The organism is Picosynechococcus sp. PCC 7003, assembly GCF_001693255.1.
In the GTDB taxonomy this organism is placed as follows: domain Bacteria; phylum Cyanobacteriota; class Cyanobacteriia; order Cyanobacteriales; family MRBY01; genus MRBY01.
Map to the genome: position 1 here is coordinate 2556666 of NZ_CP016474.1, position 11824 is coordinate 2568489.

Below are 11824 nucleotides of genomic sequence, written 5' to 3' on the forward strand. Positions count from 1 at the left end.
TGGCAGATCAATAATTTTTCTATATCTAAGATAACGGATTTGTTAAGGTAATCTAAAGTCTGGTTTTGACCTGCTTTGGGCGATTTTGCCCCGTTGAATGGGCCATTGGGACGGATTATTCACGCGGACGTTTTGTAACAAATTTTACGATTTTTATGCTGCCCACGGATTTGTTAGTGCACCGTCGCCAGGGGGAGAGTCTCATCCCGAAATATTTAGCCCCCAATAAACAGGCGATCGCCTTAGCCGAAACCTTAATTGACTGCTTTCAACGGTGTCAGGGGGAACAGAAAAAAGTCCTCCAGGCGGAACTCCAGGAAATCGAAGGAGATAGCACCGATTTTAAAGTGCAGCGGGGTTTAGCCCACCTGTTGAAAAATCATTTCAGCACCTTTGAAATTGTCAGTCCCCTCGAACCCCAGATGTTGCGGGAAAAGGTGTTTGCCCAGGCCGCTGCAACGATGCCAATTCCCGAACAACAATTCAAAATCCTGGAGGCGATCGCCACAGAACTCAGTCAAGCCACAGACCAATCCGTCACCCCTACTGCCGTTGCCACTGGCCTCTATGCTGATTTGCCCGAAAATCACATTCTCACGGAGTTTACGCCCCCCACCCCAGAAACCCTCATCGATCGCTACAACCTCTCCCAAGTCCAGGGCATTTTCTACAAGGCGAGCCAGTTGATTATCCACGCCCACCGTAACGACCCAGGGGAATATAAACTGCTGTTTCGCTACCTCAAGCTCTTTCAACTCATGACCTACATCGAAGGGGATGCGGACACAGGCTTTACGATCACTATCGACGGCCCCACCAGTTTATTTAAAGCCAGTACCCGCTATGGCTTGGCGATCGCCAAGATGATTCCAGCCCTGCTCCATGTGAGCAAATGGCAACTAGAAGCCCACCTGCAATACAAAGACACCTATAGCAACACCATTCGCCAGGGACAATTTAGCCTTGATCACAGTTGTAATCTCGTCAGCCATTATCCCTCCGGTAAACCCTACGACAGTATGCTCGAAGCCTCTTTCGTGAAAGGCTGGCAAAAGCTCAAAACCGATTGGCAACTTGAGCGGGAAGTGGATCTGATTCCGTTGCCAGGGAGTGTGATGATTCCCGATTTTCGCCTGGTACATCCCGATGGCCAGGAATACCTTTTAGAAATTGTCGGTTATTGGCGACCGGAATATTTGCAGAAAAAATTTTCTCAGATTCGTCGCGCTGAACAACCGAATTTAATCATTGCTATTTCAAAGCGTCTTAACCTCCAAAAAGCTGGTGTAAAATTCGACGATTTACCGAACCCAATTATTTGGTTTAAGAACAAATTGCCGGCTAAAAATGTTTTGCAAATTGTGGAATAAGTTCCGATATTGCTAACACCATAATGATGTCTAATTTTTTTACTCGACGAGCCTATTGATAAACCATGGGGACATGTGCGATTACCAATCACACAGTTTTGGAAGCTATATTAGAAACATTGCAATCCATGTCACAGAAATCAGCAACATCATAAATGAGTTATTTAATTATTGGTGCAAGCCTTAATCCAGAAAGCCGCAGCCAAATTCTTGCAGAACAAGCACAATTGCTGTTGCAAAACCAAGGAAAATCGGCAAAATGGCTAGATCTTAGAAAGCTTGATTTACCTTTTTGTGCCGGGAAAAGCACCTATGATCATCCCAGCCTACCACCGTTGAATGAAATTGTTGCCGAAGCTGATGGCATTCTCGTCGCCACCCCTATTTACAATTACGATGTGAATGCTGCACTCAAAAACTTTTTGGAACTCACGGGTCAGTCTTGGCAAGAAAAAACAGTGGGTTTTCTCTGTGCGGCGGGGGGCAGATCTAGTTATATGTCTGTGATGTCCTTTGCCAATAATCTAATGTTCGATTTCCGCTGTTTAATCATCCCACGTTTTGTCTATGCGACGCGGGAAGCTTTTGCTGAAGGAAAAATTGTGGATGAAACAATCGAAACTCGGTTAGCAGAATTAGTGAATGAGTTGGTGCGAATCACAGAGGCTTTAAATGGCTAATAAACATAGTCCCTAAGCCAAAGATGTTTTACGAATTGTGGAGTAGGTTAGAATCCAACTAGATCTAGTCAGGTAAATCAGTAATGTCTCAAGCTACAACACCCCAGCATTCAGTTGATGAACCGTTAAAAGATCTTCAGACCTGGAAACTCGAAGATGCTAAAGCCCGGTTTAGTGAAGTCGTGCGTCTGGCCCAAAAGACTCACCCCCAAATGGTGACGGTACGAGGCAAAGAAGCTGTGGTGGTTATGTCTGCTGAGCAATATGCAAAACTCTTACCGCTTCTAGAACAACCCAATCTCCACGAGCTTCTGGCGCAATCGCCCTTAAGCCACCTGGATTTTGAGCCGTCAAGCACCCGTAGCCCCGTAAGAGAAGTGGAACTATGAAAGGCTGGCTTCTAGATACCAACGTTATCTCAGAACTCCGGCAGCCCAATTGTCACCCTGCTGTGAAAGCATGGAGCGATCGCCAATCACCCCAGTCTTTTTATCTGAGCACTGTTACCATCGCAGAAATTCGCTTTGGCATTGAGCGAGTGCAGGATGAGATGTTTCGCCAAGAGTTGATTGCGTGGCTGAATGGTACGCTCCGTCCCTGGTTTAGTGATCGACTGCTAGGGGTAGATGAAGATGTTATTTTGCGTTGGCGTTGGCTGGTCGAGAAAGGACGGCAAGAACATTACACTTTTAGCCAACCGGATTTATTCATTGCGGCGATCGCCTCCCTCCATAATCTTTGTGTCGTCACGCGCAATGTGGGGGATTTTGCAAAAGCAGATGTGCCAGTCTTTAATCCGTTTGTGAGTCTACAAACAGAGCATGAACCTTAAAATTCAGCATTTAAAGGGGTACGGGGGAAGGGAATCACATCGCGGATATTGCCCATGCCCGTCATAAACTGCACCAACCGCTCAAAGCCGAGACCAAAGCCCGCATGGGGAACAGTGCCAAACCGCCGTAGATCGAGGTACCACCACAGATCTGCTGCTTCGATGTTCATTTCCTGAATGCGCCCTTCCAGCACATCGAGCCGCTCTTCCCGCTGGGAACCGCCAATAATTTCGCCAATCTTCGGTGCGAGCACATCCATCGCCGCTACAGTTTTCTGATCATCATTGAGGCGCATATAAAAAGCCTTGATATCTTTTGGATAGTTGCTCACGATTAAAGGCTTTTTAAATAGGTCTTCGGCGAGATACCGTTCGTGTTCGGACTGGAGATCGATGCCCCATTCCACCGGAAATTCAAAGGTTTTATTGCTTTTTTCTAAAAGGGCGATCGCCTCGGTGTAGGTAATCCGGGCAAACTCATTCTCGATAATATTTTGGGCCGTAGCGAGGACAGAATTATCAATGCGCTTGTTGAAAAATTCCATGTCTTCAGGACAAGCTTCTAATACATACTTGAAGATGTAGCGCAGAAATTCCTCGGCTAAATCCTGGTCGCCGATAATGTCGCAAAAGGCCATCTCCGGTTCCACCATCCAAAACTCCGCCAAGTGCCTGGAAGTGTTGGAGTTTTCCGCCCGGAAAGTTGGCCCGAAGGTGTAGACATCTTTGAAAGCCATCGCCATCACTTCCGCTTCTAACTGACCGCTCACCGTCAGATAGGCAGGCCGCCCAAAAAAGTCTTCAGCATAGTCAACGGCTCCATCTTTTGTTCGCTTTGGGTTGGCCAGATCAAAATTGGTGACCGCAAACATTTCCCCCGCCCCTTCGCAATCGCTGGCGGTAATAATCGGTGTGTGGGCCCAGATAAAGCCCCGCTCCTGAAAGAATTGATGGATTGCGGTGGCACAGGCATTCCGCACTCGCATCACTGCCCCCATGGTATTAGTCTTACCCCGCAGGTGGCCAATGGTGCGCAAAAATTCAAAGCTGTGGCGTTTTTTCTGGAGGGGATAGGTTTCGGGATCTGCTTCCCCGTGGACAGTCACCTCTTTTGCCTGGAGTTCGATACGTTGCCCTTTGCCTGGGGATTCCACGACTAAGCCTGTCGCTGTAACCGCAGCCCCCGTATTGAGCTTTTTAATGATGGCTTCGTAATCGGCCAGGGTACCATCGATAATCACCTGGAGGCCGTTCATCGTCGAGCCGTCGCTAATTTCAATGAAAGAAAACCCCTTCAGTTCCCGTTTGGTTTTTACCCATCCCTCGGCGGTGATGGTGCTGTTGATGGCGGCGGTGTTGAGGATTTCCTTAATGCGCATGGTCGTTGATCTAGTCTGAGGTAGAGGAACTGAAAACAAGTGCGCCCTTTATCTTATCGAGTTTGAGGGGTTCAGGGCAGAAATGGGGAGGGTTTCGTCAAATCCATGGTGCGGCAGGTGCATTGGCCAAACCAACGGTAACGGTTGGTCGCCACCAGCCGATAGAGCCAATCCCGGAAATTTTGCGGCAAAGGGCGAGCCAAGGTGAGCAGTTGCCATGGGCCACCCAGCCTTTGACAGATAGCCAAGCAAGCATTGGATGCATAGTAAGTATTTTCCCCATCAAAGTAGGCGATCGCCCAGTCTTCTGGATCTTCGGGGAGGGGTGGTAAATATTGTTGGGCTGTTTTCCCTTGGAGGGGCGCTAGATAAAATCTCTGGTCTGGGTCGATTTTGAGCATCAAATCAACAAAACCATTGCAAAGATTACACTCCCCATCAAAGAAAATAATCGGCTTTGAATGATCAAACATTGAAGTATTTCGCAACGGGGTGGTAGGTGATAATCGCCGAGGTGGATTGTTCGGGATAAATTTGCTCACTTTCGTCCATGTACATCCCAATGCGGTCAGTTTTTAGGAGGTCTAATTGGGTATATTGATCCAAAATATTTGGACAAGCCGGATAACCAAAACTATAGCGGGAGCCTTGGTACCGCTGTTTCAACATATCTTTAATGTTGTCGGGTTCAGAATCCCCAAAACCCAGTTCGCGTCGGATTCGGGCGTGGCACCATTCCGCCAGAGCTTCTGCCGTTTGAACAGCAATGCCATGATAGTAAAGATAATCGGTGTATTCGTCGGCGGCAAAGAGTTTTTGGGCGTATTCCGTTGCAATTTCTCCCACGGTCACTGCCTGCATCGGGAACACATCTAAAACTCCTGATTCGGTAGACGCAAAGAAATCAGCAATGCACAATCTTTTGCCTGATTTTTGGCGAGGAAATTCAAAACGGGCGACTTCGGTAATGGTTTGTTCACTGACGTATTCATCGGGATCATAGACGATTAAGGTGTTGCCTTCCGATTGGCAAGGGAAATAACCATAGATCACTGTGGGGTCAAGAATCTTTTCGGCGATCGCCTTTTGTTTCCATTCTTCCAACAGAGGATGAACTGTATCTTGGATGAACTGGTCGTATTCTGCTTTAGATTGCTCTTTGGTTTTGCGGAATTGCCACTGTCCAACGAAGAGAGCCTGTAGATCGAGATGCCAGAAAATTTCTTCTAGATCGATATCAGAGGCGCGTAAAATTTGGGTTCCCCAGAAGGGGGGACGGGGACGAGCAATATTATCATCCACCAGTTCAGAACGGCGGGTATCGATCACTTCTGGTTCTTGGGATTTACTTTCTTCGACCACAATTTCCTCACCATCGCCGCTATAGGTGCGCTGATTCGCCTCGGCATATTCCCCTAAAAATCCTTGATAATCGTCCCATTTACTATCAGCTTTAGCGGGCATTAATTTATCCATGAAATGCAGATCCGCAAAGGCATCTTTCCCGTAAATAACTTGTCCTTTGTAGGTGTTTTGACAGTCTTGGTAGACAAATTTCGGTGTTAGGGCCGCTCCCCCCAAAATAACGGGGACTGTAATGCCTTTTTCGTTAAAAGCTTCTAAATTGTCCTTCATAAATGCCGTGGATTTTACCAACAACCCACTCATAGCAATGCAATCTGCACCATTTTCCTCGTAGGCTTGGATGATATTTTCAACGGGTTGTTTAATGCCAAGATTAATCACTTTATAGCCGTTATTGGACAGGATAATATCGACTAAATTCTTGCCAATATCGTGGACATCACCCTTCACGGTGGCAATGATAAATGTGCCTTTACCGCTATCATCACCTTCTTCTTTATCCATGTAGGGTTCGAGGAAAGCAACAGCAGCTTTCATGGTTTGGGCGGACTGCAAAACAAAGGGCAGTTGCATTTGTCCAGAGCCGAATAATTCACCCACCACTTTCATACCATCGAGCAAGAAAATATTAATAATATCGAGGGGCGGATATTGTTCGAGGGCTTCGGTTAAGGCTTCCTCTAATCCCAAGCGTTCGCCATCAATAATGTGTTGTTTTAATCGTTCATTGACGGGTAGACTTTTATCGATCGCCTCTGCTTTTTTCGCTTTTTGTCCGGCAAAGATTTCGGTTAATTTGGTCAGGGGGTCGTAGGTGCAAACATCCCCATCAAATTCGCGGCGATCGCCGATCAGATCACGACAAATTTGAATATGTTCTGGGTCAATTTTTGCCATCGGTAAAATCTTACTGGCACTGACGATCGCCGAGTCCATCCCCAATTGCATCGCATCATGGAGGAAGACGGAATTTAATACCTGACGCGCCACGGGATTCAGACCAAAGGAAATATTAGAAACCCCTAAAATGATGTGACAACCGGGTAATTCGTTGTGAATGCGTTCGATGGCATCAAGGGTCGCTTGTCCGTTATTGCGATCCTCTTCAATCCCTGTGGAAATGGGCAAGGCAAGGGGATCAAAAAAGATTTCGTAGGCAGGTAATCCATAGGCGATCGCCGCATCGTAGGCCCGTTTAGCAATCTCAAATTTTTTCTCCGCCGTCCGCGCCATCCCGTCTTCATCAATGGTGCCAATCACCACGCCCGCCCCATATTTTTTCGCGAGGGAAAGCACCTTATAAAAGCGTTCTTCGCCGTCCTCGTAGTTGGTGGAGTTGAGGATACATTTACCGCCTGCCACCTTTAAGCCAGCCTCCATTTTTTCCCATTCGGTGGAGTCGAGCATTAACGGCAAAGTGACATTATTCACCAGACGGGAAGCCAATTCGTGCATATCGCGCACCCCATCCCGCCCGACGTAATCGACGTTCACATCCAGCACATGCGCCCCTTCCTTCACCTGCGACTTGGCGAGGGACACCAAACTATCCCAATCTTCCTCATTTAAGAGGGTGCGGCATTTCTTGGAACCGCTAGCGTTTAAGCGTTCACCCACAATTAAGAAGGAATTGTCTTGGATGTAGGGCTGGGGACTGTAAATGGAAGCGGCGGAGGGTTCGTATGCGGGATGGCGTTCCTTGGGCGTTAATTCGGCGGCAATTTCTGCCAGAGCTTGAATATGTTCGGGGCGCGTGCCGCAACAACCCCCGATCACCTGCACCCCCAAATCCTCGATAAAGTGCATCATTGCCATCTTCATTTCGAGGGGCGTTAGCTTGTAATGGGCTTGTCCGCCAATGTTTTCGGGGAGTCCGGCGTTGGGAATACAGGAGACAATGAAGGGGGAATGCTCGGCTAAATATTTAACGTGTTCCTTCATTAGGTCGGGGCCCGTGGCGCAGTTTAACCCCAAAATATCGATGTTATAGGGTTCGAGGATCGCAACGGCAGCGGCAATGTCTGTCCCCACCAGCATCGTCCCCATCGTTTCCATCGTCACGGACACCATAATCGGCAGGCGATCGCCTTTTTTCGCAAAGGTGCGTTCAATGCCATTGAGTGCCGCCTTAATTTGGAGGACATCTTGACAGGTTTCCACGAGCATCAGATCCGCGCCGCCGTCATAGAGACCTTCGGCCTGTTCCGCAAAGGCATTTTCAAGGGTGTCGTAATCAATGTGGCCCAAGCTCGGTAATTTTGTCCCGGGGCCGATGGAACCTGCCACAAAACGTGGTTTTTCAGACGTCGAAAATTCTGCCGTGACACTTTTCGCCAGTTCTGCAGCTTTTTTATTCAGTTCATAGGCGCGATCGCCGAGGTCATATTCCGCAAGGACGATCGAAGTACCACCAAAGGTATCCGTTTCGATCACATCCGCCCCCGCTGCGAGGAAGGCACGATGCACCGTTGCCACCGCTTCCGGCTTTGTCTGAACTAAATACTCATTACAGCCTTCATATTCGGTCCCCCCAAAATCTGCCGCCGTCAAATTCTGTACTTGTAGATTGGTGCCCATTGCCCCATCAAATACAAGGACAGGACGCTCAGGACTATTTAGGCGATCGAGGAAGGCACTTTTCATGGAGAAATGTTTCGGCAGTGTAGAACAAAAATGAAAGAATGGCGTTCTATATTCTAACCTGATTACTCGGCCTGGGTTTGCCTGTTTTTCCTATCATTTTGGGCGGATTATGCCCTGGTTTTCGGGGGCGATCGCCTAGGAAAAAAGTCCGTGAATCATCATCGCTTGGTACTCCCCTCAAGAATTTTCATCAGGGGCGATCGCCTCAGTTTCAGGTGAAGGCTCCGGTGCTTTGGGGGTCGTCTGTGCCGGGGCTGGCGGATTAGCTGGGGGCGCAGTTGTGGGGGCAGGTTGGGGTTTTGGCATAAACGCCGCACAAAAAGCGGGTTCGTATTGGTAGCTGACACTGACCCGATAGTTGCTATTTTTCCCATCAAAGCGGGCGTTCCGAATATCTTGACTCGCCTGGTTATCTAAGGCATTTGTCCCAGAGCTTTGTACCAAGTTCCATTGGGAAGGACTGCCTTCTGGGGACACAGTGACATTGTAAGTCGCCGTACCACTGGCTTGGTTACTACAGGCTCCTTTGGGATAGTTCCCCGCCAGACTACGATTGACCGCCGCTGTATTACGGGCCGTTTGGCTGGGGGGTGGCGTGTTGGTGTTGGGTGTGGGGGGACGATTATTCGTGTTATTCGTGCCACTATTGCTATTGCTGTTGCGCAGTTCCTGTGGTTTGAGCAGATCAGCGTCGAAGTAAACTTCACCCCTGTTTGGGTTGTTGGTGCGGGGTTGGAGGGCGATCGCCGCTTCCTCTTCCAGTCGCCGTTGCCGTTGCACTAATTCCGGATCAGGTTTCGTTGGAATCGTGAACTGTTGTTGTCGGTCAGAGCTACTGTTGGGACTAGGGGGCGCCAGGGTCGGTAAAGTACCACGTTCAGTCTCTGTCGGTACTGGTGCATTAGGAAGCTCGGAACTAGTCTGGTTCGGGACATTCGGTGGTGGGGGCAAAAAGCTCATATTCCGGGGGGGCGGCGGCGGTGTAAACCCGGTATAGCTACTGGCAATCGGCGGCGGACTGAGGGGAATAAAGGAAAAACTATCTTGCCCTAAACTGGGGGCCATGGGTGTCGGTAGGGTATTAAGGCCAGTGATGTAGGTGCTGTTGGGATTCATTCCCTGACCATTTAAGCCAGACAAATCTAAGTTAAAATCCGGGCTCGCTTCAAAAATTGACAAATCTAAAGATGCCGTTGTCGAAGGCAGGCGATTTTGCACCTCCGGAGGAAGATCTACCACCCTCACCACCGAACGCTCCTGGGACGCTGGAGGAGCATTGTCAAAGTTGGCCCATAGGGGAATTGTCGCTGCCGCCACCCCATGCAGGGCAATAGAACCGATGACTGCGGCTCCCTGGGGACGCCGAGCATAATCCCCCAAATTTCTGAAGCTTTGGAAAAATCGGTCTCTGGGGCGATCGAGGCTTTTATCTAACATGAATCCAAAGGGGGGCTGGGGGCAGATAGATGGCAAAAGATTGCTGTTCGATTCTAACTGATCATCCCGACAAATTTGGCACAGAATCCATTCGCTAGAATGCCCTTAGAAATCCTTTCTAGGAGCAGCATTTTCCATGGCGAATCGCTTGGCCGACACCAAAAGTCTCTATCTCCGCAAACATGCGGATAATCCCATCGACTGGCGGTATTGGTGTGATGAGGCTTTGGCCCAGGCAAAGGCAGAAAACAAGCCCATTTTCCTTTCCATTGGTTATTCTTCTTGCCATTGGTGCACTGTGATGGAAGGGGAGGCGTTTTCGGATCCAGAAATTGCCACCTATTTGAATGAGAATTTTTTACAGCGGTGAGTCATGTGAGTTAATCAACTTCGGTTACGCTGGATTTGCTGCCTGAATCCATCTCTCCCCATAAGCGCCATGCCAGAGCATCATCATCACTCACATCCCTTGCCCCAAGATAATCGTCGGGAAGTAAGGCGGGTTTTGTGGTTAACCCTGTGGCTGAACTTGATCGTGATGGCATTAAAGGCTGTCGTCGGTTTGATCACCGGTTCTCTGAGTCTCCAGGCGGATGCGCTCCATAGCTTTACGGATAGTGCCAATAATGTGCTGGGCTTATTTGCCAATAAGTTTTCTTCGCCGGAACCCGACCGGGATCACCCCTATGGTCACCAAAAGTTTGAGGCGATTGGCGCTTTAGGGATTGGAATGTTTCTCGGGATTGCGTGCTTTGAGATTTTACAGGGGGCGATCGCCAAATTAATTGCCGGCCAGAGTGAGATCACCATCAGCCTAGGGGAATTGAGCTGGTTAATTATCGTGCTGGGGATCAATATTTTTGTGGCTTTCTACGAGCGGCGGGCCGGCCAACGGGTGGGGAGTGCGATTTTGCTCGCCGATGCGAAACACACCATGAGCGATATTTGGGTGACGATCCTCGTGATGTTGGGTCTGTTGGGGGTCTGGCAAGCGAAGGTTTGGGGACTGCCTCAACTGCAATGGTTAGATGTGGTGCTGGCTTTTCCCGTGGCCGCTCTGGTCTTCAAAAGTGCCTGGGAAGTGCTTACCGACAATTTGCCCTGGTTAGTTGATGAAATGGCGATCGCCCCTGAAGCAATTCACCAACAAGTAATGACAATTCCTGGGGTGATTAACTGCCATGATATTGCGTCACGAGGTCTACGCGGCCGGCAAGTCTTCATCGAAATGCATCTGATTGCTGCTGCCGAGGATGTGACCACCGCCCATGCCATCAGCGAAAAGGTTGAACAGCATCTTGAGCAGGTGTTCGCCCCAGCCAGGGTCACAGTTCACATCGAACCCAAAGCCTACAGTTCCGATCAGATCGGCTTTGATGGCACTTCTTCCCATCCATAAAGAAAGCCCCCATCAGAGGAGGCGATGCTCCATGGGTTAAATGTCTTGCATTCGCTTCTATTGACAATTTGGCTAAAAGCACCACCGATAACAACGGCCACCGTCAAATCAATCACATTTCCCCTCATAATGAAGGCTTGAAAACTGTTCCAAAAACTATTTTTTTTGCCATAGATACTCATCTCTTCGTGATGGATTGAAAGTGATGAACAAAAACAAGAATATGATCGTCCCTATCAAGATAAGCGATCGCCTCTAGCTTAACCAAATCTAACAAAGAATTAGACTGGAAAAGCAAAATTTAGCCCCGATAAACAATCAAACAAATTCTGTCAACCGTCAAATAGCCGAAAACCAATTCATAAAATTTATGTCTAGCCTTAGAACTTATTTATAAAGCCCCCAGTTTAGGGAAGGTTTTAAGATGATTAACGGAATCAAAGTTCCCCATTTTGCCGGAGCTTTAGTGAGGAAATTTAGGGGACAGATCAAGACATTGACTAACTCTATAAACAGCCTCTTACTGTGTGATTAATAATCAATCGCTTATTGGTTATTTAACTACCACTCCGTAAACGGGATAATTTATCAGCAAAAATTCACGAATAATCGGACAAAAATATTTGGTTTGCTTAATGGTGTTGTCGTTATTTTTTTATCTTAATTATACTTAAAGAGCCTGTTCTCTCAGTCGTCATCTACTAGTCATCTACTAATTT

General features: G+C 48.2%; 10 protein-coding genes and 1 pseudogene. 6 read left to right on the top strand and 5 right to left on the bottom strand.

The features are described 5' to 3' along the window. Nucleotides 1-155 precede the first annotated feature (155 nt). The 4 genes from AWQ21_RS12170 (at nt 156) to AWQ21_RS12185 (ending at nt 2882) form a co-directional block, all read left to right on the top strand. Nucleotides 156-1370 (top strand): DUF790 family protein, encoded by a 1215-nt coding sequence (locus AWQ21_RS12170; protein ID WP_065714763.1) that lies wholly within the window; start codon nt 156-158, stop codon nt 1368-1370. Nucleotides 1371-1525: 155 nt separating this feature from the next. Next, nucleotides 1526-2050, top strand: a complete 525-nt coding sequence (locus AWQ21_RS12175) for an NADPH-dependent FMN reductase (RefSeq protein WP_065714764.1) — start codon at nt 1526-1528, stop codon at nt 2048-2050. 83 nt (nt 2051-2133) lie between these two features. Then, complete coding sequence (locus tag AWQ21_RS12180) at nt 2134-2439, top strand: type II toxin-antitoxin system Phd/YefM family antitoxin (protein ID WP_065714765.1); 306 nt, start codon at nt 2134-2136, stop codon at nt 2437-2439. Continuing rightward, nucleotides 2436-2882 carry a type II toxin-antitoxin system VapC family toxin gene (locus AWQ21_RS12185; RefSeq protein ID WP_065714766.1) on the top strand — a complete coding sequence of 149 codons (447 nt, stop codon included), beginning with the start codon at nt 2436-2438 and terminating at the stop codon, nt 2880-2882. The genes AWQ21_RS12180 and AWQ21_RS12185 overlap by 4 nt, the downstream gene beginning before the upstream one ends. On the opposite strand, the gene asnS is transcribed toward AWQ21_RS12185, so the two are convergent. The 4 genes from asnS to AWQ21_RS12205 form a co-directional block, all read right to left on the bottom strand. Further along, a complete protein-coding gene (gene asnS / locus AWQ21_RS12190; RefSeq protein ID WP_065714767.1) occupies nt 2879-4261 on the bottom strand; it encodes an asparagine--tRNA ligase in 1383 nt (460 codons plus the stop codon). The genes AWQ21_RS12185 and asnS overlap by 4 nt on opposite strands. 71 nt (nt 4262-4332) lie before the next feature. After that, nucleotides 4333-4734, bottom strand: a complete 402-nt coding sequence (locus AWQ21_RS12195) for a thiol-disulfide oxidoreductase DCC family protein (RefSeq protein WP_065714768.1) — start codon at nt 4732-4734, stop codon at nt 4333-4335. After that, nucleotides 4727-8269, bottom strand: coding sequence for a methionine synthase (gene metH, locus AWQ21_RS12200; protein ID WP_065714769.1), 3543 nt, complete (start codon nt 8267-8269; stop codon nt 4727-4729). Before metH ends, AWQ21_RS12195 begins: the two co-directional genes overlap by 8 nt. A gap of 177 nt (nt 8270-8446) precedes the next feature. Then, complete coding sequence (locus tag AWQ21_RS12205; protein ID WP_065714770.1) at nt 8447-9706, bottom strand: TonB family protein; 1260 nt, start codon at nt 9704-9706, stop codon at nt 8447-8449. A 136-nt stretch (nt 9707-9842) separates the two neighbouring features. Between AWQ21_RS12205 and AWQ21_RS12210 the strand changes: the two are divergent. Both AWQ21_RS12210 and AWQ21_RS12215 read left to right on the top strand, forming a co-directional pair. Then, nucleotides 9843-10067 (top strand): annotated as a pseudogene (locus AWQ21_RS12210) (DUF255 domain-containing protein); the annotation flags it as partial. Nucleotides 10068-10145: 78 nt separating this feature from the next. Then, nucleotides 10146-11105: a cation diffusion facilitator family transporter gene (locus AWQ21_RS12215; RefSeq protein WP_071932289.1), complete on the top strand. Its 960-nt coding sequence runs from the start codon at nt 10146-10148 to the stop codon at nt 11103-11105. Here AWQ21_RS12215 and AWQ21_RS16725 read toward each other — a convergent pair. Further along, entirely contained in the window at nt 11069-11287 is a 219-nt protein-coding gene (locus tag AWQ21_RS16725; protein ID WP_198159649.1) for an MscL family protein, read from the bottom strand. The genes AWQ21_RS12215 and AWQ21_RS16725 overlap by 37 nt on opposite strands. Nucleotides 11288-11824: the final 537 nt, after the last annotated feature.

What these genes read in the sequence shown, in the direction of transcription:
- AWQ21_RS12170 (WP_065714763.1), top strand. Translation starts at nt 156, where the DNA reads ATGCTGCCCACGGATTTGTTAGTGCACCGTCGCCAGGGGGAGAGTCTC.
- AWQ21_RS12175 (WP_065714764.1), top strand. Translation starts at nt 1,526, where the DNA reads ATGAGTTATTTAATTATTGGTGCAAGCCTTAATCCAGAAAGCCGCAGC.
- AWQ21_RS12180 (WP_065714765.1), top strand. Translation starts at nt 2,134, where the DNA reads ATGTCTCAAGCTACAACACCCCAGCATTCAGTTGATGAACCGTTAAAA.
- AWQ21_RS12185 (WP_065714766.1), top strand. Translation starts at nt 2,436, where the DNA reads ATGAAAGGCTGGCTTCTAGATACCAACGTTATCTCAGAACTCCGGCAG.
- asnS (WP_065714767.1), bottom strand. Translation starts at nt 4,261, where the DNA reads ATGCGCATTAAGGAAATCCTCAACACCGCCGCCATCAACAGCACCATC.
- AWQ21_RS12195 (WP_065714768.1), bottom strand. Translation starts at nt 4,734, where the DNA reads ATGTTTGATCATTCAAAGCCGATTATTTTCTTTGATGGGGAGTGTAAT.
- metH (WP_065714769.1), bottom strand. Translation starts at nt 8,269, where the DNA reads ATGAAAAGTGCCTTCCTCGATCGCCTAAATAGTCCTGAGCGTCCTGTC.
- AWQ21_RS12205 (WP_065714770.1), bottom strand. Translation starts at nt 9,706, where the DNA reads ATGTTAGATAAAAGCCTCGATCGCCCCAGAGACCGATTTTTCCAAAGC.
- AWQ21_RS12215 (WP_071932289.1), top strand. Translation starts at nt 10,146, where the DNA reads ATGCCAGAGCATCATCATCACTCACATCCCTTGCCCCAAGATAATCGT.
- AWQ21_RS16725 (WP_198159649.1), bottom strand. Translation starts at nt 11,287, where the DNA reads ATGAGTATCTATGGCAAAAAAAATAGTTTTTGGAACAGTTTTCAAGCC.